Annotated in this window: 22 protein-coding genes; 7 read left to right on the top strand and 15 right to left on the bottom strand. The window is 74.2% G+C overall.

What is annotated here, in order from left to right:
* Positions 1–34 precede the first annotated feature (34 nt).
* Positions 35–1,693, bottom strand: coding sequence for a PucR family transcriptional regulator (locus tag AB0761_RS11550; RefSeq protein ID WP_377268896.1), 1,659 nt, complete (start codon positions 1,691–1,693; stop codon positions 35–37).
* Positions 1,694–1,839: 146 nt separating this feature from the next.
* Between AB0761_RS11550 and pruA the strand changes: the two genes are divergently transcribed.
* The 3 genes from pruA to AB0761_RS11535 all read left to right on the top strand — a co-directional run bounded on the left by pruA (position 1,840) and on the right by AB0761_RS11535 (position 5,376).
* The gene (pruA, locus tag AB0761_RS11545; RefSeq protein WP_377268895.1) at positions 1,840–3,465 is read left to right on the top strand and encodes an L-glutamate gamma-semialdehyde dehydrogenase; all 1,626 of its coding nucleotides are present in this window, start codon (positions 1,840–1,842) and stop codon (positions 3,463–3,465) included.
* Between the two features lie 289 nt (positions 3,466–3,754).
* Positions 3,755–4,684, top strand: coding sequence for a proline dehydrogenase family protein (locus tag AB0761_RS11540; protein ID WP_377268894.1), 930 nt, complete (start codon positions 3,755–3,757; stop codon positions 4,682–4,684).
* Between the two features lie 197 nt (positions 4,685–4,881).
* On the top strand, positions 4,882–5,376 hold the full coding sequence (locus AB0761_RS11535) for a hypothetical protein (RefSeq protein WP_377268893.1): 495 nt from the start codon (positions 4,882–4,884) through the stop codon (positions 5,374–5,376).
* A gap of 64 nt (positions 5,377–5,440) precedes the next feature.
* On the opposite strand, the gene AB0761_RS11530 is transcribed toward AB0761_RS11535, so the two are convergent.
* From AB0761_RS11530 to AB0761_RS11495, 8 genes are all read right to left on the bottom strand, one after another.
* Positions 5,441–6,079, bottom strand: coding sequence for a response regulator (locus tag AB0761_RS11530; RefSeq protein WP_377268892.1), 639 nt, complete (start codon positions 6,077–6,079; stop codon positions 5,441–5,443).
* Complete coding sequence (locus tag AB0761_RS11525) at positions 6,076–7,212, bottom strand: sensor histidine kinase (RefSeq protein WP_377268891.1); 1,137 nt, start codon at positions 7,210–7,212, stop codon at positions 6,076–6,078. Before AB0761_RS11525 ends, AB0761_RS11530 begins: the two co-directional genes overlap by 4 nt.
* The gene (locus AB0761_RS11520) at positions 7,197–7,340 is read right to left on the bottom strand and encodes a hypothetical protein (RefSeq protein ID WP_377268890.1); all 144 of its coding nucleotides are present in this window, start codon (positions 7,338–7,340) and stop codon (positions 7,197–7,199) included. Before AB0761_RS11520 ends, AB0761_RS11525 begins: the two co-directional genes overlap by 16 nt.
* 24 nt (positions 7,341–7,364) lie before the next feature.
* Positions 7,365–8,099: an ABC transporter permease gene (locus tag AB0761_RS11515; RefSeq protein WP_377268889.1), complete on the bottom strand. Its 735-nt coding sequence runs from the start codon at positions 8,097–8,099 to the stop codon at positions 7,365–7,367.
* Between the two features lie 24 nt (positions 8,100–8,123).
* The gene (locus AB0761_RS11510) at positions 8,124–9,032 is read right to left on the bottom strand and encodes an ABC transporter ATP-binding protein (RefSeq protein WP_377268888.1); all 909 of its coding nucleotides are present in this window, start codon (positions 9,030–9,032) and stop codon (positions 8,124–8,126) included.
* Positions 9,033–9,277: 245 nt separating this feature from the next.
* Positions 9,278–9,844 carry a Uma2 family endonuclease gene (locus AB0761_RS11505; protein WP_377274018.1) on the bottom strand — a complete coding sequence of 189 codons (567 nt, stop codon included), beginning with the start codon at positions 9,842–9,844 and terminating at the stop codon, positions 9,278–9,280.
* A 121-nt stretch (positions 9,845–9,965) separates the two neighbouring features.
* Positions 9,966–11,285 carry a TerD family protein gene (locus AB0761_RS11500; RefSeq protein ID WP_377274016.1) on the bottom strand — a complete coding sequence of 440 codons (1,320 nt, stop codon included), beginning with the start codon at positions 11,283–11,285 and terminating at the stop codon, positions 9,966–9,968.
* 141 nt (positions 11,286–11,426) lie between these two features.
* Positions 11,427–12,230 carry an NAD-dependent epimerase/dehydratase family protein gene (locus AB0761_RS11495; protein ID WP_377268887.1) on the bottom strand — a complete coding sequence of 268 codons (804 nt, stop codon included), beginning with the start codon at positions 12,228–12,230 and terminating at the stop codon, positions 11,427–11,429.
* A 170-nt stretch (positions 12,231–12,400) separates the two neighbouring features.
* Here AB0761_RS11495 and AB0761_RS11490 point away from each other — a divergent pair, with 170 nt between their 5' ends.
* Entirely contained in the window at positions 12,401–13,615 is a 1,215-nt protein-coding gene (locus AB0761_RS11490; protein ID WP_377274015.1) for a hypothetical protein, read from the top strand.
* A gap of 251 nt (positions 13,616–13,866) precedes the next feature.
* Here the strand turns inward: AB0761_RS11490 and AB0761_RS11485 are convergent, their stop codons facing one another.
* Together AB0761_RS11485 and AB0761_RS11480 are read right to left on the bottom strand one after the other, a co-directional pair.
* On the bottom strand, positions 13,867–14,646 hold the full coding sequence (locus AB0761_RS11485) for an IclR family transcriptional regulator (RefSeq protein ID WP_377268886.1): 780 nt from the start codon (positions 14,644–14,646) through the stop codon (positions 13,867–13,869).
* A gap of 117 nt (positions 14,647–14,763) precedes the next feature.
* Complete coding sequence (locus AB0761_RS11480; RefSeq protein ID WP_377268885.1) at positions 14,764–15,681, bottom strand: hypothetical protein; 918 nt, start codon at positions 15,679–15,681, stop codon at positions 14,764–14,766.
* 490 nt (positions 15,682–16,171) lie between these two features.
* Here AB0761_RS11480 and AB0761_RS11475 point away from each other — a divergent pair, with 490 nt between their 5' ends.
* The gene (locus AB0761_RS11475; RefSeq protein WP_377268884.1) at positions 16,172–16,711 is read left to right on the top strand and encodes an SsgA family sporulation/cell division regulator; all 540 of its coding nucleotides are present in this window, start codon (positions 16,172–16,174) and stop codon (positions 16,709–16,711) included.
* Here the strand turns inward: AB0761_RS11475 and AB0761_RS11470 are convergent.
* The 3 genes from AB0761_RS11470 to AB0761_RS11460 all read right to left on the bottom strand — a co-directional run bounded on the left by AB0761_RS11470 (position 16,662) and on the right by AB0761_RS11460 (position 19,707).
* On the bottom strand, positions 16,662–18,044 hold the full coding sequence (locus AB0761_RS11470) for a GAF domain-containing protein (RefSeq protein WP_377268883.1): 1,383 nt from the start codon (positions 18,042–18,044) through the stop codon (positions 16,662–16,664). The genes AB0761_RS11475 and AB0761_RS11470 overlap by 50 nt on opposite strands.
* A 317-nt stretch (positions 18,045–18,361) precedes the next feature.
* Positions 18,362–19,324, bottom strand: coding sequence for a M56 family metallopeptidase (locus tag AB0761_RS11465; RefSeq protein ID WP_377268882.1), 963 nt, complete (start codon positions 19,322–19,324; stop codon positions 18,362–18,364).
* The gene (locus tag AB0761_RS11460; RefSeq protein ID WP_377268881.1) at positions 19,321–19,707 is read right to left on the bottom strand and encodes a BlaI/MecI/CopY family transcriptional regulator; all 387 of its coding nucleotides are present in this window, start codon (positions 19,705–19,707) and stop codon (positions 19,321–19,323) included. The genes AB0761_RS11465 and AB0761_RS11460 overlap by 4 nt, the downstream gene beginning before the upstream one ends.
* Before the next feature lie 96 nt (positions 19,708–19,803).
* Here AB0761_RS11460 and AB0761_RS11455 point away from each other — a divergent pair, with 96 nt between their 5' ends.
* Both AB0761_RS11455 and AB0761_RS11450 read left to right on the top strand, forming a co-directional pair.
* Positions 19,804–20,481 carry a DedA family protein gene (locus AB0761_RS11455; protein ID WP_377268880.1) on the top strand — a complete coding sequence of 226 codons (678 nt, stop codon included), beginning with the start codon at positions 19,804–19,806 and terminating at the stop codon, positions 20,479–20,481.
* On the top strand, positions 20,478–21,098 hold the full coding sequence (locus AB0761_RS11450; RefSeq protein WP_377268879.1) for a phosphatase PAP2 family protein: 621 nt from the start codon (positions 20,478–20,480) through the stop codon (positions 21,096–21,098). The genes AB0761_RS11455 and AB0761_RS11450 overlap by 4 nt, the downstream gene beginning before the upstream one ends.
* 132 nt (positions 21,099–21,230) lie before the next feature.
* On the opposite strand, the gene aroA is transcribed toward AB0761_RS11450, so the two are convergent.
* Positions 21,231–22,472: a 3-phosphoshikimate 1-carboxyvinyltransferase gene (gene aroA / locus AB0761_RS11445; RefSeq protein ID WP_377268878.1), complete on the bottom strand. Its 1,242-nt coding sequence runs from the start codon at positions 22,470–22,472 to the stop codon at positions 21,231–21,233.
* Positions 22,473–22,536: the final 64 nt, after the last annotated feature.

Raw genomic sequence — 22,536 nt, 5'->3', positions numbered from 1 at the left:
CGGAGGCGCCGCCCCGCCCGAAGGCCGCAGGCGGTCAGCGGGGCCCGGTCGGGGGCCCCGCCAGCCGCAGCTGGAGCATCGCCAGCAGCCGCTGCTCGGGATGGGCGAGATCGAGCCCGGTGAGCTCCTCGGCACGGCGGACCCGGTAGCGCAGCGTGTTGGGGTGGATATGGAGGCGCTCGGCCGCGGAGCGGACGTCGCCGAACGCATCGAGGTACGCCAGGACCGACTCGGCGAGCCGGGTGCCGTGCCGGGCGTCCCGGTCGGTGAGGGCGGTGAGCGCGGGGTCGCGCAGCGCGGGCCGGTCGGCGAGCAGTGCGAGGACCTCGCCGAGCAGGACCTCGGCCGCCACCTCGTCCAGCGAGGCGACGTCGGAGAGGACCCGGCCGCGGTCCATCGCGGCCAGCACCCGGTCGGCCTGCCGCCGGGAGTCGGGGACATCCGCGAGCCGGGGGACCACCGGCCCCACCGCGGCCTGGAGGCGGACGCCCAGATGGCGCCCGGCAGCCTCGGTGATCTCCACGACCCAGCCGCGCACCGTGGCCGGCGAGAGCCCGGCCGGCAGCTCCGGCAGCAGCACATACACCCGTGACTCGGCCGGGGAGAGCAGCGCGCTGTGGTGCCTGGCCGCCGCATGGACGGAGATCAGCGCGGTCAGCTCGCTGCGGGTGAACTCCATCCCCGACGCCTCGGAGCCGGTGTCCCGCGCGGCCGCGCGCAGCGCGAAGCCGATCACCAGGGCCGGGCGGCGGGCGTCCAGCCCCAGATGGGTGGTCAGCGACTGCGGGCCCGTGGAGCCGTCCAGCAGACCGGCCAGCAGCGACTGGGTGAGCCTGAGGTCGGCGGAGACCTCGCGGCGCCGCCGTACCAGGTGGAGTGCCGCGACCCGGGCCGCGCCCAGCAGCGCCTGTTCCGAGCGGGGTTCCAGCGGACGCGACCCCTCCTGCACCCAGATGGTGCCCAGCGGCTGCGTCCCGGCCCGGATGCCGACCGCGAGACGGCGGCGGATGCCCAGTTCGGGGTGGTCGTCGATGGCGATGACCGCGTCCGAGGTGCGCAGATGCTGGAAGACGCCCCACTCCCGCAGCTTGGAGAGATAGGGCTCGGGACCCTGCCAGCCGAGGATGGACAGCCTCCGCAGGTCGTCCACCTCGTCGGAGGAGCGGGAGTAGGCCAGCACCCGGCTGGAGGTGTCCTCGATGGAGACGATGCCGCCGGTCAGCACCGCCGTGGTCTGGGCCAGCGAGAAGAGGTCGCCGCTGCCCTCCCCGCCGCCCGCGCCGGACTCCGGGCGGCCACTGCCCAGGACCGCGCGGGCCAGTGCGTCCAGATGCTCCCAGCGCGCCTCCCGGCGCACCGACAGCAGCGCCACCCCGGCCTCCGCCGCGGCCTCGCTGAGCATCGCGGCCTGCCCGGGGGCGTCCAGCTTCACCGCCACGGCCGCGGCCCCGGCCGCACCGGCCGCCCGCAGCGCCGGCAGCGCCGCGCGGCCGCGGGCGCCGATGGCCAGCACCAGCTCGCCGGGGAGGGCCTGCGCCGGGTCCTCGGGGTCGAGGATGGCCACGTCCCGGACCTCGACGTCGAGCCCCGCCGGGGCGGCCTGCAGCTCCACCAGCGGTTCGCCCAGTGACATCAGCAGCTGGCGCAGGCTGATGCCCTCCTCGGCCGTGGGCACCGGCTTCTGCTCGGACACTGCTCGCTCACCCCGCTTTCGTACGGGCGGACAAGCCCCGGCCCCCGATGTTAGCCGCGGCGACAACGGTGGGACGGATAGCAGCTCCTACCGTGGGCAGTGACGCGAGACCCGCGACCAGAGGCGAATCGAAGGAGAGCGCGCGCATGGATGCTGTGACCCAGGTCCCCGCGCCGGTGAACGAGCCGGTCCACAGCTACGCCCCCGGCAGCCCGGAGCGGGCCCGTCTGGAGGCCGAACTGAAGCGGCTCGCGGCGGAGCCGACCGAGCTGACCATGACCATCGCCGGTGAGCGCCGCCTCGGCGGCGGCGAGCCGATCGACGTGGTCCAGCCGCACAACCACGCGGCCAAACTCGGCACCATGCACAACGCCACCCGCGACGACGCCCAGGCGGCGGTCGACGCGGCCCTCGCCGCCGCCCCTGCCTGGCGGGCGCTCTCCTTCGACGACCGCGCCGCGGTCTTCCTCAAGGCCGCCGACCTGCTGTCCGGCCCCTGGCGGGAGACCATCGCCGCGGCCACCATGCTGGGCCAGTCCAAGACCGCCCAGCAGGCCGAGATCGACTCGCCGTGCGAGCTGGTCGACTTCTGGCGGTTCAACGTCCACTTCGCCCGGCAGATCATGGCCGAGCAGCCGACCTCCTCGCCGGGTGTGTGGAACCGCAGCGACCACCGCCCCCTCGAGGGCTTCGTCTATGCGATCACCCCGTTCAACTTCACCGCCATCGCCGGCAACCTGCCGACCGCCCCGGCCCTGATGGGCAATGTGGTGGTGTGGAAGCCGTCCCCCACCCAGCAGCTCGCCGCCCACCTGCTGATGCAGCTGCTGGAGGAGGCCGGACTGCCCAAGGGCGTGATCAACATGGTGACCGGTGACGGCCTGGCCGTCTCCGAGGTCGCCCTCGCCCACCCGGAGCTGGCCGGTATCCACTTCACCGGCTCCACCCCGACCTTCCAGCACCTGTGGCGCACCGTGGGCGAGAACATCGCCCGCTACCGCAGCTACCCGCGGCTGGTCGGCGAGACCGGCGGCAAGGACTTCATCCTCGCCCACCCCTCGGCCGACCCGGCGGTGCTCAAGACCGCGATGACCCGCGGCGCCTTCGAGTTCCAGGGCCAGAAGTGCTCCGCAGCCTCCCGCGCCTATGTCCCCGCCTCCGTCTGGGAGCAGATCAAGGACGAGTTCCGCGACGAGGTCGAGTGGCTGACCATGGGCGACGTCACCGATCTCGGCAACTTCATGGGCGCGGTGATCGACGCCCGCTCCTTCGCCAAGAACAAGGCCGCCATCGACCGGGCCAAGGCCGGCCCGGCGGTCGAGGTCTTCGCGGGCGGCAGCTATGACGACTCGGTGGGCTACTTCGTCCGGCCGACCGTGCTGCTCTGCTCGGACCCGGACGCCGAGTACTTCCGTGACGAGTACTTCGGCCCGATCCTCGCGGTGCACGTCTACGAGGACGAGCGCTACCAGGAGGTGCTGGAGCAGATGGAGTCGGTCGCCTCGTACGCCCTGACCGGCGCCGTCATCGCCCAGGACCGCGCGGCGGTCGCGCACGCCATGGAGACCCTGCGGTTCGCCGCCGGCAACTTCTACATCAACGACAAGCCCACCGGTGCGGTCGTCGGCCAGCAGCCCTTCGGCGGCGGCCGGGCCTCCGGCACCAACGACAAGGCCGGCGCGGCCCAGAACCTGCTGCGCTGGACCTCCACCCGGTCCATCAAGGAGACGTTCGTCCCGCCGACGGACTACCGCTACCCGCACATGGGCTGACGGCCCGTGACTCTACCCGCCGGTCCGGGTTTGGGTCCGGCGGGTGCGGGCAGACGCCGTACGGGTCACCCCGTCGGACTGCTGCCCGGTCCGACCCCGAACGTGTCGCGCATCCCCCCGCGCGGCACCGGGCGCACACCAGCGCGGCCGGCGCATCCCCCCGCGCCAGGCCCTGGAACGCGCCCGGCGGGCGCGCCGCATCCCCCCTTGCGGCGTGCCCGCCCACTTCTTGCCACTCCCTATCGCCGCCCCCGGCCCTCCGGCGCGGCCCGTGACCCCTGGAGTTACCGTGCTCCGTTCCGCGATCCTCGCCGCATCCCGCTCCGCGCAGGTCCGCACCGTCGTGGAGAAGCTCCCGCCGACCCGCGCCATCGTGGACCGCTTTGTCGCCGGTGAGCCGCTGGACGCCGCCCTGGCCGCCACCGACGAGCTGGCCGCTTCCGGCCGCCGGGTGACCCTGGACCACCTGGGCGAGGACACCCGCGACGCCGCCCAGGCGGCGGGCACCGCCGCCGCGTACGAGAAGCTGCTGGCGGCGCTGAAGGAGACCGGGCTCGCGGAGCACGCCGAGGTCTCGGTGAAGCTCTCCGCGGTCGGCCAGTTCCTGCCGCAGGACGGCGAGAAGGTCGCGCTGGAGAACGCCCGCCGGATCTGCGAGGCGGCGGCGGACGCGGGCACCACGGTCACCCTCGACATGGAGGACCACACCACCACCGACTCCACCCTGGGCATCGCCCGGGAGCTGCGCGCCGACTTCCCCTGGGTCGGCGTGGTGCTCCAGGCGTACCTGCGGCGCACCGAGGCCGACTGCCGCGACTTCTCCGGCGAGGGCTCCCGGGTGCGGCTCTGCAAGGGCGCGTACCAGGAGCCTGCCTCGGTCGCCCTGCAGAAGAAGGGGGACGTGGACCGCAACTACGTCCGCTGCCTCAAGGCGCTGATGGCGGGGGAGGGCTACCCGATGGTCGCCTCCCACGACCCGCGGATGGTGAAGATCGCCGGGCAGCTGGCCGAGTGGCACGGTCGCAAGGCCGACTCCTTCGAGTACCAGATGCTCTACGGGATCCGCCCGGAGGAGCAGCTGCGGCTCGCCCGCGAGGGTGCCACCATGCGCGTCTACCTGCCGTACGGCCAGGAGTGGTACGGGTACTTCATGCGGCGGCTGGCGGAGCGTCCGGCCAACCTGACGTTCTTCCTGCGCGCCATGGCCACCCGGGGCTGACCGCAGCCGGTCTCCGGCCCCCGCCGCACTGCGGCGGGGGCCGTTCGGCACGGGCCGGGAATGGCCGGTTCCGGTCGGGCCGGGGCCTGACCGCAGGGGTGCGCAGCCGGGGAATCTCGCTAGCATGCACGTGTTCTGCACAGGTCATCCGAGCCCGCGCACCCGCGCGGGTCCCCTTCGCCACCCCGGAGGCAGACATGCGCAGCAGTGGACCCCGTACCCATGCCGCCATCGGCGTCCTGGCGGTGCTGGCCGGAACGGCGCTCGCGCCACCGGCCGCCGCCGCAGTCGTCGACCCGGCCCCGATCGGCCCCAAGCAGACCTTCGTCGGCGAGGTCAACGGAACATCCAAGGGCGCCGCCATCCAGATGGGCTGCTTCGGCCCGGTCCTCCCCGGCTCGACCGGCCACCCCCTGGCCGGGCAGTCGGTGGACGTCCTGCCCGGATCGCTCTCCGGCTCCTCCGACGTCGGCTACACCGGCTCCGCAGGCACCCAGGTGAACGTCTCCTTCGGTGAGGCGGTCTCCGTCGGCACCCCGGTCGTGCTGCGCGCCTACGCGGTGAAGGCCCAGATCCCCACCTCCCTGGTGCTGCCCTGCTACGGCTCCGGCAAGGTGGTGTTCACCCCCGAGCCCACCAGCGCCGACGCGCGGTCCGCCACGGTGGTCGTCGAGTACGTCGGCCAGCCCTGACACGACCGTCGACGCACCGCACCCCCGGGGTCGTATCGCCCCCGGGTCCGGTGCGCCCCGTCGCTCAGCCGAGCAGCCCCCGCTTGTAGCCCTCGCTCACCGCCGCCGCCCGGTCCCGGACCCCCAGCTTGTCGTAGAGATGCAGCAGATGGGTCTTGACGGTGGCCTCGCTGATGAACAGCTGCCGGGCCGCCTCCCGGTTGGTGGTGCCCTCGGCGACCAGCCGCAGCACCTCCAGCTCCCGGTCGGTCAGCGAACCCGCCGCCGGGGCACGCATCCTCCCCAGCACCTTCGCAGCCGCGGACGGCGCCAGTACCGTCTGCCCCTGGTGGGCGGCCCGCACGGCGCGGATCAGCTCCTCCCGGGGCGCGTCCTTCAGCAGATAACCGGTGGCGCCCGCCTCCACCGCGGGCAGCACATCGGCGTCGGTGTCATAGGTGGTCAGCACCAGGACCCGCACCTGAGGGGCCCGGTCGCGCAGCAGCCGGATCGCCTCCACGCCGCCCATCCCCGGCATCCGCAGATCCATCAGCACCACATCCGCGCTGCCGTCCGAGGCGCGGGCCACCCCCTCGGCCCCGTCGGCCGCCTCGCCGACCACCTCGAAGCCCGGGTCGCCGCTGAAGATGCCGCGCAGGCCGTCGCGGACGATGGGGTGGTCGTCGACGATCAGCAACCGGATCGGGGGCTGCGACCGGGTCATCCCACAACCTCCAGCACCGGGACGCGGGCGCTGACCGCGGTGCCCTCCCCGGGCATGGACTCGACCTCCAGGGTGCCGCCCGCCTGCCGCAGACGCTGCCGCATGGCGGTCATGCCGTAGCCGCCGTCCGCGCCGCTCCGCCGGAGCTCCCCGGCGGCCGGGGAGGTGAAGCCGGTCCCGTCGTCGCGGACGTCCAGCACCACCACATCGGGGGTGTACGAGAGGGTCACCCCCGCCCGGGACGCCCTGGCGTGTTTCGCCACATTGGCGAGCGCCTCCTGCGCCGCCCGGAAGAGCGCCACCTCCAGCCCGGGGGGCAGCGGCACCGGCTCCCCGGTGACCTCCACCCGGACCGGCACCCCCGAGGTCTCCGACCAGCCGTGCGCCAGGTCGGTGACCGCCTGCGGCAGATGCGGGGCGTCGGCCAGCGGACCGGGACGCAGTGCCTGCACCGAGCGCCGGGCCTCGGCCAGACTGTCGCGGGCCAGCCGGCGGGCCAGATCCAGATGGTGGCGGTGCTGCCCGGGCCGGTCGGTGCTGCGGTCGGCCGCCTCCAGCTGGGTGAGGATGCCGATCAGCCCCTGCGCCAGGGTGTCGTGGATCTCGCCCGCCATCCGCCGCCGCTCGTCCAGCACCCCCGCCTCCCGGGCCTGGACCAGCAGTTGGGCGTGCAGCCCGGCGTTCTCCTTCAGGGTGGCCTCAAGGCGGCGGTTGGCCTCGGCGAGCTCCTCGACCATGCGGCCGCGCTGCGTACTGCGCCGCTCGGACATCAGGCCCGCGTACATCACACTGCCGCCGATCACCAGGTTGACCAGGATGAACACCCCGTACAGCGTCGCCCCCGTGCCGCTGGTGATCTGCCGGAAGCCACCGATCTGGGTGGACGCCATGAGCGGCACGGTGGCCGCGACACCGACGGCCTTCCACCGGCCCGGCAGCAGATCGGCGTGCACATAGCCGGTGAAGCCGAAGAAGCCGAACAGCGGACTGCGCGCCACCAGCACACCCACGAAGACGATCAGCCCGGCGTAGTACAGCGCCATCAGACCGGGCCGCTCCCGCCACCGGGGGTGCAGGGTGACCAGCCACAGCATCCAGCCGCCCGCGGCCCCGGCGATCAGAGTCGTCTGCACCGTGGCCGCCGGGTCCGGACTGCGAAGAGGGCGGTCAGCACCACGGAGACCACCAGTCCGAAGTACGGCACGGTGTCCAGCAGCAGCGCGACGCGGCGTTCCTGGCCGTCCGCGGCGGCGGTGTCCATCAGGCCCCCCGATGCCCTCGCTGATCACTCCCACCGGAAGAATCGCACGGCTGCCGCACCCGCCGCCAGCGCCCAGCAGGCGAGCACCGCCAGGTGCTCCGCGGTCGAGCCCCGGCCGGAGGCGGTGGCCGTCATCGCCCCGAGCGGCACGAACTCCCCGATCCTGACCAGGGTGTGCGGCAGGGACTGCATCGGCACATACAGGCCGGCGAAGAAGAAGTTGAGGATCATCAGCGGGACACCCGCCGCCGAGGCGGTGCCCGCGGTCGGGGCCACCGCAGCGACCACCAGGCCCAGCCCCAGCAGCGCCGCCGACCCCAGCGCCAGCGCCGCCACCGCGGCCGCCGGGTGCTCCGGCGCCCTGGCGCCAAAGACCAGCCCGCCGATGGCCACCACGCCGCCGCTGGTGACCGCCACCGACACACAGATGACGGCCAGTTGGGCGCCCAGCAGTCCGGCGACCGGCACCGGACTGGCGGACAGCCGCCGCAGCACCCCCTTCTCCCGGAAGGTGGCGAGCGAGACCGGCAGCGCGGTCAGCGCCAGGATCGCCGGGGTGAGGACGGCCAGGGTGGGGACATAGATGTCGATCAGCCGCAGGCCGCCGAAGTCCTTCGAGTGCTCGCGGAAGGAGGGCAGCAGGCCGAAGAGCGTCACCAGGGCGATCGGCAGGGCCATACCGAAGAGGATCACCGCGGGCTCGCGCAGCTGGAGCCGGAACTGGACGACGGTGAGACGGCGCAGTGCTGTGCTGTTCATGGTCACTCCGGAGGTGGGTGCGGGTCAGTGGTCGAGGGGGCGGCCGGTCAGGGCCACAAAGGCGTCGTCCAGGGTGGCCTGCTCCACCCGCAGACCATGGGCGATGACCTGGTGGCGGGCCAGCAGGGCGGTGACGGCGTGCACCAGGTTCCCGGTGCCGATGACCTCCAGCTGTGCACCGTGGTGCACCACCTGGTCCACCTCGGGCAGTTCCAGCAGCAGCCGGTCGTCCAGCCGCTCGGAGGGCCGGAACCGCAGCCGCTGGTCGGCGGAGGCCTTGGCGGCCAGGCCCGCGGGGGTGTCCAGGGCCACCAGGCGACCGGCGTCGATCACCGCGATCCGGTCGCAGAGATGCTCCGCCTCCTCCATGACATGGGTGACCAGCAGCACGGTCGTCCCCGCGTCGCGGATCCGCTCCACCATGGCCCAGGCGTTGCGCCGGGCATGCGGGTCCAGGCCGGTGGTGAGCTCGTCCAGCACCACCATCCGCGGGTTGCCCACCACGGCGAGCGCCAGCGCCAGCCGCTGCTGCTGCCCGCCGGAGAGCTTGCCGTAGCGCCGGTCGGCGCATTCGCTCAGGCCCCACTGGTCCAGCAGCAGCGGCACGTCGGCGGGCCGGGTGTAGAAGCAGGCGTACAGCTCGGCGATCTCACGTACCGTCAGCTTCTCGGGCAGCTCGCTCTCCTGCAGCTGCACCCCCACGACCTGCCGGACGGCATCCCGTTCCCGGCGCGGGTCCAGGCCCAGCACGGTCACCCGGCCCCGGTCGGGGGAGCGGAGCCCGGCGACACACTCCACCAGGGTGGTCTTGCCCGCACCGTTGGGGCCGAGGATCCCGAAGATCTCTCCCTCGGCGACCTCGAAGGACACCTCGTCCAGTACGGCACGACCGCCGTAGCTCTTGCCCACTGCGTCGACCTGCACCACTGCCATCTCCGCGACTCCTCACTGGGGGAGTTCCACGGTCCCGTACGACGGGGGCCGGCCGGATCGCCCGACCGGCCCCACCCGGGCCGCACTGCGGTGGAGGCGGACATCAACCGATCGGTGGAGGGGAGGGGTGAGGGGCCGCCGGTCATGGAGCTGCGGCGCTCCGCGCCTGCGGTCCTGCCGTTCGGCCCGCCGCACCCCTTGACGGGACGGGGCGGGCCGAAGGGATCACGGCGATGCAAAGACCGTCAGAAGTCGGCGGTCTCCAGCGCGAAGGAGAACGGCGCGGGGATGTCGATCGGCTTGCCGAAGGGGGCGAGGTGCACCTCGGTGTACTCGTCGCCCTCCGGCAGGCTGAAGAGCGAGACCCGGGACTCCTCGCGGTCGATCAGCAGGTAGAGGGGGATACCGGCGCGGGCGTAGCAGTGGCGCTTGGCGATGCGGTCGCGTTCCGGCCGGGTGGAGGTGACTTCGACGACCATGGAGATGCCGTTGGGCGGCATCCACGGCTCGGCGCCCCCGAAGAGGTCCAGGGACAACGGGGCGAATGTGGCGTCCGGAATGACATGGTTTCTGGGGTGGCCTGGGCCTGCCGACACCCGGAGTCCCTTGTGGCCGGAGACGTCCATGTCTGTGGCGGACCGGCGAACCACCTGCCGGACGACTCGGCTGATGTACTTCTCGTGGTCCCCGTCCGGCGGCGGTGTCACGACGATCTCCCCCTCGATCAGCTCGGCTCGAAAGCCCTCGGGGGTCTGCAGGTCCAGGAAGCTCTCCAGGAGGATGTCCTCCTGCGTCCGCGGCTCATGTGCCATGGCGCTCACCCCGCACCCCTTTCTCCTCTCGCGATCAAGGTAGGAGACCGGCGGTGCCGCTCAGGGGAGAACCGGCCGGCCTCACCCGATCGTGGCACGCCGGGGCGGTCCGCGCTGGGAGTCAGAGTGCCGCGGCGGCGGGTTCGACCATTTTGCGGGCGGTCTTGGCGTCGGCGAAGTCGCCGAGGGCGGTCATCACCCACTCCCCGGAGAGCTGCCGCACCAGCTTGCACATCAGGGCGCCGGTGGCGGGCTCGGCGCCGGTGAGGTCGAAGCGGACCAGTTCCTCGCCGGTGGCCGCGTCGACCAGACGGCAGTAGGCGTTGGTGACGTCGGTGAACTTCTGGCCGGAGAAGGAGTTGACCGTGAAGACCAGACCGGTGACCTCGGGCGGCAGGCCCTCCAGATGGACGGTGATCTGCTCGTCGTCGCCCTCACCGGCGCCGGTGAGGTTGTCGCCGGAGTGCTGGATGGCGCCGTTGAAGACGGACAGCTTCATGAACCAGGCGGTCTCGATCTTCTTGCGCTGGGCGTCGAAGGCGATGCAGGAGGCGTCGAGGTCGATGTTGCGCCCGCGGTGGGCGGGCTCCCAGCCGAGGCCCATACGGACGGCGGACAGGAACGGCCTGCCGTTCTTCACCAGGGACACCGATCCGCCCTTGACCAGGCTGACCCGGCCCTTGTCCAGTGTCACCTTGGGCGGTGTCACCTTGGGCGGTGTCACCTTGGGCGGTGCGGGCGCGGCCGCCGGCGCCTCGGGTGCGGCGGGCGCTGCCGGGGGGGCGGCGGGCCGGGGCGGGGTGAGGGTCCAGTCGGCGTCCCCGGCGTCCCCGGCGTCCCCGGCGTCCCCGGCCTCCCCGGCCTCCCCGGCGGGCTCGGCTGCCGGCGTGGGCCCGGCCGCCGGGGCGGCGGTCTCGACGGGCGTGGCGGGCGCCGCGGTCGGGCCCGGGTCGTCGACGGAGACGCCGAAGTCGGTGGCGATGCCCGCCAGGCCGTCCGCGTACCCCTGGCCTACCGCGCGGACCTTCCACCCGCCGCCCCGCCGGTAGACCTCCACCACCACCAGTGCGGTCTCCAGGGTCAGCCGCGGCGGGGTGAAGGTGACCAGCTCCTCGCCGGTGTCGGCGTCCCGGACGGTGGCGGTGGGCTCGGTACCGGCGAAGGTGGCGCCGGCCTCGTCCAGGCTGGCGGTCACCACGACCTTGTGGATCTCGGCGGGGACGGTGGCGGTGTCCACCGTGATCGCGTCCGGGGAGCCGGGGGTGGCCGGGCGGTGGGTCACCCCGGGACCCTGGGGCGCGTTGAAGAAGACGAAGTCGGCGTCGGAGCGCACCTTGCCGTTCTCGGCGAGCAGCAGCCCGGAGACATCCAGCCGCTTGGGCGCGGTCACCTCCACCGTCACCCGGGGAGCGGGCAGCGGGGCGTTTCCGCCCTGCGTCAGGGCCGTGGTCACGGTCGTCCTCCTCGTCGGTCCGGCTCGCCGCGTGCGGCGGCGGGGCGGCGGCGATCTCGGGCCGTCGCGCATCCCCGCGGACACAGTAACGAAGGAGGCAGGTCGTATGTTCTCAGGTCGGCGTCGTGGTCAGGACTGCCAGGCGGTGCTGGTGGTGAAGGCGCCGCCGAGCAGCCGGTACTCGGGGTCCTCGGGGGAGAGCTCGCCGTGCTGCGCCAGCAGGTCGGCCGCGTACGGCTCGGAGTCGTCCTGCGGTTCGTAGCCGAGCTTGCGGGCCCCGCTGAGGTCCATCCAGCCGCGGGTGTTGGCCGAGGTGCCGTGGACGACGGTGTGGTGGACGTCGGGGGCGGTGAGGCAGGCGTGCATCAGCCGGGCGCAGTCGGCGGGGCTGAGCCAGGTGGAGAGCATCCGCACGGTGAGCGGCCGGGCGAAGCAGGAGCCGATGCGGATGGAGACGGTCTCCATGCCGTGGCGGTCGGCGTAGAGCGAGGCGAGGCTCTCGCCGAAGCACTTGGACAGGCCGTAGTAGGTGTCCGGGCGCAACGGGACGTCGGTGGTCACCGCGCTGCCGTCGGCGGGCCGGCCGGTGTAGCCGACGGCGTGGTTGCTGCTGGCGTAGACGATACGGCGGACGCCCGCGCGGCGGGCCGCGTCATAGAGTCGGTAGCTGCCCTCGATATTGGCGCCGAGGATCTGCTCGAAGGGGGCCTCCACCGAGATACCGGCCAGGTGGATCACCGCGTCGACGCCGTCGAGGGCGCGCTCCAGGGCCTCGGTGTCGCGGATGTCGGCGGTGATGGCCTCGGGGGCGTCCTCGATCGGTGCGGCGTCCAGCAGGCGGAGGGTGTAGCCGTACTCGGGGAGGCTCTGACGCAGGAAGGTGCCGACGATGCCGGCGGCTCCGGTGAGCAGCACGGTGCGGGGGGTGGGCATGGGGGGCGTCTCCTCGCCGAGGACAGGGACATGAATCATATTCACAAGCATGGACAAGCTAGAGCGGCCCCGCCGAGGCGGTCAACCCCGCCCTTCTTGACCGGCAGGGCCCGGCGGCATACGGTCTGATCTGTTCAGGTATGTAGACCTCGATCAGGAATGTGACCATCGTGCGCAGCTCCGCCTTTCTCTACCCCTGGGACGTGATCGGCGACCCCGCCGCCCCCGGCCGGCTCGCCGCACTGGGCGTACAGCAGGCCACCCTGGCCGCCGCCTATCACTCCACCCGCGCTCTCACTCCGCGCCACCCCGGGCACCGGATCGTCACCGCGTCCCACTCCGCGGTCTACTACCCGCTCGACCCCGCCCGCTGGGCCGGCCACGACCTCGCCCCCGTGCAGCAGAGCTGGTGCCCGGGCGCCGACCCCTGGGGTGAGGCCGCCGAGGTGCTCGCCGCCGCCGGCCTCGAGGTGCACTCCTGGGTGGTGCTGGCGCACAACTCCCTGCTGGGCACCGCCCATCCCGACCGCACCGTGGTCAACGCGCACGGCGACTGCTACCCGTGGGCGCCCTGCATCGCCGACGAGCGGGTCCGCCGCTACTGCGCCCAGTTGGCCGCCGAGGCCGCCGTACGGCCCGGCGCGGCCGGCACCGAGCTGGAGTCCTGCGGCTGGTACGGCCTGGCCCATCTGCACGCCCACGACAAGATCGCCGGGGTGCCGCTGGACCCCGCCGCGCAGTACCTGCTCTCGCTCTGCTTCTGCGACGCCTGCGCCCGCGGCTACCGGGACGCCGGGGTCGAGCCCGAGCGGCTGCGCGCCGCCGTCCGCACCGCTCTGGAACCGGTCTGGGCCGGGACGTACCGCACGCCGGAGGGCGACGGCACGGGCGCGGCCGAATGGGCGGGTGTGGAGAAGCTGCTCGGCGCCGACCTCGCCGCAGCGACGATGGTCCACCGACGGCAGGCGCTGGTCCGGTTCCAGGAGGAGGTCGTCGCAGCGGTGCGGCAGGCCGCCCCGCCCGGCTTCCGGGTGCTGCTGCACGCAGATCCGGTGGCGCACCGCACCGGTGCCAACGCCGGCATGGACGCCGACCGCGTCCTGGACCTGGTGGACGGCCTGGTGCTGCCCTGCACCGGCGACGCCGGCAGGCGTGCGGCGATCCTGGACGCGGCCGCCGGGCACCGCCGCCCCGGGACCGTGCTCGCCGCCAATCTCACCGTGGTCTCCGGGATGGGCGGCAGCCCCGCCACCCTCGCCGACGACGCCCGGCATGCCGCCGCCCACGGCGCCGACGAGCTGCGCCTCTATCACGCGGGTCTGGCCGGTGACGGCGATCTCGCCCTGGTCCGCAGCGCTCTGGCGGAGCTCGCCCGGCAGGCATGACCGGCGGGCGCCGCGGCCCTGGACGGCGCTCGGCGTACGGGGTGGCGCTGGTTGGCACATCCCGCCGCCCGGGAGCCGGTCGACCGACGGAGCGTCAGTGGTCGTTGCGCGAAACCGCCGCACTGCCCCGCGATATCCGGCGCTCCCCCGTCGGGGGCCGTCGACTGCGGACCGGATGACCCGGCGGCGCCGGTGGTGCGCCTCCCCCTTCCTGGAGGAGGCGCACCACCGGCGTGCCGCGGTGCGGGGGGTCAGAGGTGCCGGGTGGCCAGGGTGAGCCGGTCCCGGGCCTCGAAGAGGGCGTCGCGGATCTGCTGCTCGCGGCCCGGGGTGAGCCGGGCGACCGGGACGGAGCAGCTCACCGCGTCCCGCGCCGGGGTGCGGTAGGGGATGGCGATGCCGAAGCAGCGCAGCCCGAGGGTGTTCTCCTCGTGGTCCACCGCATAGCCGCGTTCCCGGATCTGCGCCAGGTCCTCGATCAGCTTCTCGCGCTCGGTGAAGGTGTGCTCGGTGAGCGGGTCCAGGCGCTCCGGCAGGATCCGGCGGACCTCGTCGTCGCTGTGGGTGGCAAGCAGGGCCTTGCCCAGCGAGGTCGAGTGGGCGGGCAGTCTGCGGCCGACCCGGGTGAAGGGGCGCAGATAGTGCTGCGACTGGCGGGTGGCCAGATAGACCACGTCGGCGCCGTCGAGACGGGCGAGGTGGATGGTCTCGGTGGTCTCCTCGGCCAGCCGGTCCAGGGTGGACCGGGCTGCGGCGACCACTTCGTCGCCGTCGATGTAGGCGGTGCCGACCAGCAGGGCCCGTACACCGACGCCGTAGCGGGTGCCGGTGGCGTCGGTCTCCACCCAGCCGAGCTCGACCAGGGTGCGCAGCAGCATGTAGAGGCTGCTCTTGGGATAGCCGAGCGAGGTCTGCACCTCGGCGAGGCTGTGCATGCCCGGGCGGCCGGCGAAGTACTCGAGGAGCTCCACGGTCCGCACTGCGGACTTCACCTGGGAACCGCCCGCATCCGCGGGGGTGGGCAGAGCCATGGCCGTTGACCCCTTTCGACAGCCCGGCAGACGCCGTTGATTCATACTACTGGAGCGCGTTCAGTATACGGAACGCGCTCAGCGTATACCCAGGTCGCCGCCGTGCCGCCGTCCGGGTCAGGCGAAGCGGCCCCGGACCGCGACCGCGCGCGGGTGGTCCACGCCGAAGGCCGAGGCGAGCCAGGTGTCGCCGGCTGCGTCATGGATGCCGTCCCGGTGGGAGTACTGCACCGCGAAGGAGTAGTGCCCGGGGTGCACCGTCCGCCCGTGGCGCAGCGTGAAGCGGTAGACCAGTGTGTCGTGGTCCAGCTCCACGGTCACCTCGGCGCCCGGCATGTCCGTCCACGCCCCGCAGTTCGCCGCCCCGCCCGAGCGCTCCACCCTGACCTCCACCTCCACGGCGGTCAGCGTCTCGTCCACGGCCAGGTCCAGCGAGTCCCGTGAGGCATAGGGGTTGGCCGTGTCGGCCGAGGCCCAACCGTGCAGCCCTTCGTCACCGGACGGCGTGAGCTCGATCGCCGCGGGCTCCTCGGAGCCGCCCGTCGCCGCCCCCGTCGGGGAGCCCGAAGGCGTGCCCGTGGGCGCACCGGGGCGGGGGCCGCGGCTCTTCCCGGCCGCCGGGCCGTCGCCGGGCCGTACATCGGCGCCGGGCGAGGGCACGGCTGCCCCCGGGGCGCCGGCTGCCGCGGTGGTGCCGGGCGCTCCGGGCGTGGGCCGGGTCGCGTCGAACACCGAGCCGCCGGGCGGAGTGGCCGCCGCGGTGGGCCGGGCGGAGCCCAGCGACCCGGCCGGGGCGCGGTCCCGCGACGCGGCCGACTGCTGGGGGCTGCCGCGCCCGGCGAGCGCCTGCGGCGTCCCGGTGCCGGCGGTGGTCGAGGGGTCGGCGTCCGGGGAGCCCCCGTCGGGATCGCTGTCGCCCGGCGTGGAGGGCGCGCTGTTCACATCGGAGATCCGGACGGACGGCGGGAGGCTGCCCTGCACACTGATGATCCAGGTGGTGGCCACACTGATGCCGACCACGGTCGACATGGCCACCGCGGCTCCGGAGACCCGGATGGCGGGCAGCCGCAGGGCCGTGCCGCGCCTGCGGCGCAGTCCGTGGCGTCCGTGCGCCCCGGGCGTACCCGGCCGTGAGCCCCCCGTGTGCTCCGGTCCCGGTCGCCCGCGGTGCCGCCCCGATCCGGTGCGGCTCCGCACCTGGGCGGTGTCCTCGTGGGGAACCACCGATCTCCCTCCGTGCCGGCCGACGGGCCCGCGGTGCCCCCTCCCCCCTACGGGCCGGGCCGCGCACATGCCTTCGTCGGCAGAGGGATGAGAGTACCAGCGGCGACCATCTGTGTGACCTCCTGCTTGCACAACGGGTACATCACATCGGATCTCCCTGCGGAGGAAGGAGTCTGACGCAGCGTCACCGTCTGTGCGACCCGGCCGGGTGACACAAGCAACCCCCTGCAACCGTTGCCGTGGGCCGGATCCGGTACCACAGTGGGCAGCATCCGATGTTCCCGCACGGAGAGACCCTCGCATGCCGCGCGACCCGCTGCCGCAAGGCACCGCAGCACCTCACGGCACCGCACTCCCCGCTGATGTCGCGGCCGACGCGGACCATGCCGCCGCGCCGCGCCCCCGGACCACCCATGAGCCGGAGCCGCAGACCGGGCCCGTCGCATGTGTGCTGACGCTGTACATGCTCTTCGACGACGACCGGATCGCCGCAGTGCCGACCCGGTTCAGCTACGACGCCGACGAGCCGTTCGCCGTGCGCCTGGCCTTCCACACCGGCGAGTACGACGAGGCCGAGTGGGTGTTCGCCCGGGAGCTGCTGGCCGACGGACTGCGCGGCCCGTCCGGCGAGGGCGACATCAGGCTCTGGCCCTCCCACTGCCCGCAGCACGGCGGCGTGCTGCGGATCGCCCTGGACTCCCCGCACGGCTCCGCCGTCCTGGAGGCCGTCGCCGCCGAGGTGGCGCAGTGGCTGGAGGGCACCCACGCCGTCGTCCCGCCCGGCGGGGAGCTCAGCCCTCTGCCGACGGACGAGGAGCTGGCGCGGCTGGCCGCAGGCTGAGCACGGCCGCTGCCGCGGACTGCTCGGCCGGGCCGTCCACCAGTTCCCGGCGCAGCCGCCGCACCGCGGGGGCGTCCGAGTAGGGCAGCAGCAGCGAGAGATCCTCGGGCAGCCGGACCTCCACCCGGATCGTCTCGGCGAAGCGGTACGGGCGGTGCTCCAGCAGGCCGCCCAGATGCCGCCGGAGCCGGGACAGCTCGGCCCTGACCGTCACCTTGCGTTCCGCGTCGCCGAAGAGGTCGGCGGCCAGCTGGCCGGCGGTGCGGCCCTGCCGGTGGACCGCGAGCAGCAGCAGCAGTTCCGCATGACGCGGGCTGAGCGCATGGGACCAGCGGCCGGACCGGCCGTCCACCGCCAGTTCGGCATGCCCGGGCCTGGCCAGATCCACCACCACCGCGGTGTACCCACCCCGGTCGGCGCCGTCCGCCCCCTCGGTGCAGGGCCGGACCAGCCACCCTCCGGGCAGTGGCTCCACGGCGCACTCGCCCAGCGCCGGCAGCCACACCCGGGGGCCGGCGGGGCTGCGGGGCAGCAGCAGCCGGGCCGAGGGGGCGAGTCCGCTGGCGGCGGCCGTCCAGCCGTTGCGGTCGACCACCACGGCCGGGCCGGGCATCCGGGCCAGGACGGGGGAGGCCACCGTGCGCAGCCGGTCCAGCGCCTCCAGATGGGCGGCCCGCAGTTCGGCCTCGGCGAGCCGGGCGGCGGCGGAGACCAGCGCGATGGTGTGCGGATGGAAGGAGGCGGCGGGGCCGCTGAGGTCCACGATGCCGATCAGCCGGCCGCTGCGCGGGTCGTGCAGGGGGGCGCTGGCGCAGGTCCAGGCGTGGTGGGTGCGGACGAAGTGCTCGGCGGAGTGGACCTGGACCGGCCGCCGGGCGGCCAGGGCGGTGCCGATGGCGTTGGTCCCGACCGCGTCCTCGGCCCAGCAGGCGCCGACATCGAAGCCCAGCCGGTCGGCCTGGCGGCGCATCGCCGCGCTGCCCTCCCGCCACAGCACCCGGCCCTCGGCGTCGGTGACCACCAGCACATGGCGGTCGTCCCGGACGATCTGGGTGAGCGTCTCCCGCAGGGAGACCAGGACATCGGCCAGACCGGTCTCCCGGCGGCGGTGCTCGACCTCGGCGGCGTCCAGCAGATCGGGGTCCTGACCGCGGTCGGGGTCCAGCCCGAGCCGCAGCATCCGGCTCCAGGACTCGCCGATCACCGCGCGGGGTGCCGCATCCAGGGGCTGGCCCGCCAGGGCCTGCTCACGGGCCCGGGCGAGACTCCGGGCGTCCTGGCCGGACGCCGCCGGATCCGTGGCCCTGAGCGCAGGGTGTGCCGTCTGCCGCATGCCGCCCCTCCCGCCGACTGCTGCCGAGACCTGCACGCCGGGCGCTGGGCGGGCCGCACCGACCGGTGGCCCCACCCCCGGTCGCGGTCCGCCGCATCGGCCGCGGCGCTGCCAGGTTAGGCGCTCGCCGGGCGGCTGCCACCGGCCTTGCGAAATTTCGCCGGAACGCTGGACGCGCCGCGTCGAACGCGCTACGGACGGTGTTCGACAGGGCGGACAGGGCGGACAGGGCGGACAGGGCGGGCAGGGCGGACAGGGCGGGCAGGGCCGACCGGCCGCCCCGGAGGGCGGCCGGGGGCCGGATCAGCGGGGCCGGGTCAGCGGGGGTGGGCCGGAGCGGACGACCTCGCGGACTGGGCGGACTCCACGGTCTGGTGCAGGTCGTGGGTGGCGTCCAGGACCGTGCCGGTGGAGGCGCACAGACAGGCGGTGAGCAGCAGCGCCACCACGGTGCGGCGGCCGGACGGCTGGGCGGGCCCGGGTGAGAGCAGCGCCGCGACCCGGCGGGGGACCGGTCCGGTGTGGGCGGCCGGGGCCAGGCCGGGACGCAGGCCGGCTGTCCGGGCGGGTGCGGCGGCGGCCAGGGCGGCGCGGGCGACGGCGCGAGCGGTGACGGTGCGGCTGCCCACGGCGGTGGCGGCGTTCTCGTCGGCCCAGCGCTCCAGGTGGTAGGAGAGCGGGGCGCGCAGCAGCCGCAGGGCCGGGTGCACCGCGGCGGCGTACTCGGCGGCGGCCAGGAAGAGATGGTGGCGTGCGCCCAGATGGGCACGCTCATGGGCGAGCAGGGCGCAGCGCTCCTCGGGGCCGAGCGCCCGCAGCATCCCCGCGGTGACCACGATCCGGCCGGGGCGGCCGGGCAGGGCATAGGCATCGGCCCGGTCGTCCGGCAGGACGGCCAGTCCGTCCGGGCTGCCGGTGGCGCTGCGGACCAGGTCGCGGGCGGAGCCGAGCTCCCGGCGGTGGCGGGTCGCGGACCGCAGCAGCAGCGCGGCGATGACGCCGAGTGCGACCGCGGCCACGGCGGCGAGCGGTCCGGCGTCGGGGGAGATGCGGTCCAGCCACGGCAGGGAGAGGTGGCCGAGGGCGGCGACGGGGGGCAGCCGCAGCAGTCCGGCGGTGGCGATCAGGCCGAGCGAGGCGGTGGCGGCGCCGGCGAGGAGTACGGCGGTGCCTGCGAGCATGCAGGCCGCCGTCCGGGGCGGCAGCCATCCGGCGAGCAGCCGGGCGGCGGGCACGGCGAGCAGCGGCAGCAGCAGGGGGGCCCAGACAGCGAGGATCATGCGCTCTCCTCCCCGGACGAGTCGGTGAGCAGGTGGCGCAGCAGGCGCTCGTCGTCCGCGGAGAGGTCGGAGACAAAGCGGGCCAGCACCGTGGAGCGGTCGGGCTCCCGGTCGAGCTCGGAGCGCATCCGGCGGGCGGCGAGGCCGGCGGTGTCCTGTACGGCGGGGGTGTAGGCGTAGGCGCGGCCCATGCGGGCGCGCAGCACGGTGCCCTTCTCGTGGAGCCTGCCGAGGATGGTGGCGACCGTGGTGCGGGCGAGGTCGCCGGCCACTGCCTGCTGGACGTCCTGAGGGGTCAGCGGGCGTCCTGCGGCCCAGAGTGCGGCCAGTACCGCGGCTTCCAGCTCGCCGGACGGGCGGCGGGGGGTGGGCAGCTCCGGCATGTCGGCGTTTCCTCCCGGCATCGTCTACGCTCGTGTAGAACGTCTACATGAGTGTAGACGGTCGGGCGGGCACCCGCGGTGCCCGCCACGACCAGTATGGGAGGTCCGCCAACCTTGTCCGCACCCTCCGCCCTTCTGGCGGTCAACATCCTCGACGCCTCATCGCTGCTCTCCGCCTTCGGGGCGCTCGGCATCGCCGTGGTGCTGTTCGCCGAGACGGGACTGCTGGTGGGGTTCTTCCTGCCGGGTGACTCGCTGCTCTTCACCGCCGGTCTGCTGTGCGTGCCCGGCCGCCACAGCGGCCCCCACCTGGATCTGGCCCAGGTGCTGGCCGCCTCGGTGGTCGGCGCACTGGCCGGTGCCCAGTGCGGCTTCCTCCTCGGCCGCCGGGGCGGGCGCACCCTGCTGGCGCGTTCCCGCAACCGCCGGCTGCACGAGGGCGCCCAGCGGGCCGAGGAACTCCTCGGCCGCTACGGGTACGCCCGCGCGGTCGTGCTGGCCCGCTTCGTCCCGGTGGTGCGCACCGTCCTCAACCCGCTGGCCGGTGCGCTGGACGTACCCACCCGCACCTTCACCCTCTGGCAGGTCCTCGGCGGCGTCGTCTGGACGGTCGCCCTGGTGGTCGCCGGCTACGGCCTGGGCTCCTCGGTGCCCAACATCGACCACTACCTGCTGCCGCTGGTCGCCCTGGTGGTCGTGGTCTCGCTGCTGCCGCTCGCCGTGGAACTGCTGCGCTCCCGCCGGGCCCGGGTCGCCGAGGGCGACGCCCGGTGACGGCCCGACTGCAGGCCTTCGACGGCAGCGGCATCGACGGCGGCCTCTACACCGACGTGGTGGACGCCGCCCATCGCACCCCGCACTGGCTGGACCACACCGTCCTGCTCTGGTCCGACTACGGCCTCGCCGTCTTCGCCCTGCTGATGCTGGCCGCCTGGTGGTGGCCGGGCCGCCACCGCGGGCCCGCGGCGGCCGCCCGGACGCTGGCCGTCCCGGTGGTCGTGGTGGCCGCGTACGCGGCCAACTCGGTGCTCAAGGCGGTGGTGGCCGAGGACCGGCCCTGCCAGTCGATCCCGCACTCGGTGACCCTGGAGGCCTGCCCGGGTCCGGGCGACTGGTCCTTCCCCAGCAACCACACGGTGATCGCCTTCGCCGCCGCGGCGGCGCTGCTGGTGGTCCACCGCAGGCTGGGCGCGGTCGCGCTGTTCGCGGCCGTCGCCATGGGGGCCTCCCGGGTCTGGATCGGTGTCCACTACCCCCATGACGTGCTGGCCGGGGCCCTGGTGGGCGTGGCCGTGGCCGTCCCGCTCACCCTCGCGGCCCGGCATGCGGCGCCGCTGGTCGAGCGGGCGCGCCGGATCCCACGGCTCACGCCGCTGCTCGGTACCGGCTGACCCCGGGCCCGTCCGGGCCCCACCGCCGCCGGGGGCGGCGCCCGAAGCGAGGCGGGCGCCGGCCCCGGCTCCGCACCGCCCGGGGGACCGCCCGGGACCGACCGGGCCGCAGCCGCTCAGGTCCGCAGCCGCTCAGGACTGCATCCCCCAGGCGGCCCGAAGCTCCGCCAGCGCCTGGTGGAAGCCGGGGAAGGTCTTCCGCACACAGCCCGGGTCGTCCAAGGTGATGCCCGGGGTGAGCAGACCCGTGATGCTGAACGACATCGCGATCCGGTGGTCCCCGCGGCAGCCGATGTGCGCCGCGCGCGGCTGCGCCGGACGGATCTCGATCCAGTCGCGCCCGGTCTCCACCGGCACCCCCAGCGCCCGCAGGTTCTCCGCGCAGGCGTCGAGGCGGTCGCACTCCTTGATCCGGGTGTTGTAGACGTCCTCGATCCGCACCGGGCCGTCGGCGAAGGGCGCGATCGCGGCCAGGGTGGGGACGGTGTCGGAGATGTCGCGCATGGCGACCGTGAGGCCGCGCAGCCGCCCCCGCCCGGTCACCGTCACCGAGTCGCGGCCCAGTTCCACCTCGGCACCCATCCGCCGCAGCACGTCCGCGAAGGCCACATCGCCCTGGTGCGAGTCCGAGCCCAACCCGGGGACGGTGACACTGCGGCCGGTGAGCGCTGCGGCGGCCAGGAAGTAGCTCGCGGTGGAGGCGTCCGGCTCCACCCGGTAGTCGACGGCCCGGTACGGCTGCGCCGGCACCACAAAGGTGTCGCCCTCGCGGCGGACCTCCACCCCGAAGTCCCGCATCATCGCCAGAGTGATCTCCACATAGGGCGCGGAGACCAGATCGGTGACGGTGATCCGCAGGCCCTCGGCGGTGAGCGGCCCGACCAGCAGCAGTGCGGTGAGGAACTGCGAGGAGAGTCCGGCGTCCAGGGTGACGGCGCCGCCCTTGATACCGTCCGCCCGGACCGTCAGCGGGTGGTGGCCCTCCTGCCGCTCGTGCACCAGGTCGACGCCGAGGTCCCGCAGCGCCCCGGTCAGCGGGCCGAGCGGGCGGCGCCGCATCTGCTCCGAGGCGTCAAAACGGAACACCCCGTGCCCGGCCGCCGCCAGCGTCGGCAGAAAACGTGCGGTGGTCGCCCCGTCCCGGCACTGGACCGAGGCCTCCTCCGCCGCCGGCCCCTCCGGTCGGCCCTGCACCGTCCAGACCCCCGGCTGCCGGTCCACCTGGTAGCCCAGTGCGGACAGGCCCTCGGCGAAGCCCTCCGAGTCGTCGGACACCAGCGGCTGCCTCAGCACCGTGGTCCCCCCGGCGGCGGCCGCCAGGAAGAGGGCACGGGCGGTGACGGACTTGGAACCCGGGATCTCCACAACAGTCATACCGCCGACCCTAGAGCGCCGGACCGTCCCCGCAGGGCCGCTGTCCGCTCCCCGGGACGCCCCG

Origin of the sequence: Peterkaempfera podocarpi (assembly GCF_042466665.1) — a bacterium.
In the GTDB taxonomy this organism is placed as follows: Bacteria; Actinomycetota; Actinomycetes; order Streptomycetales; family Streptomycetaceae; genus Peterkaempfera; species Peterkaempfera podocarpi.
The sequence above is the reverse complement of the archived record's forward strand: the minus strand, read 5'-3'. Positions and strand labels throughout refer to the sequence as shown.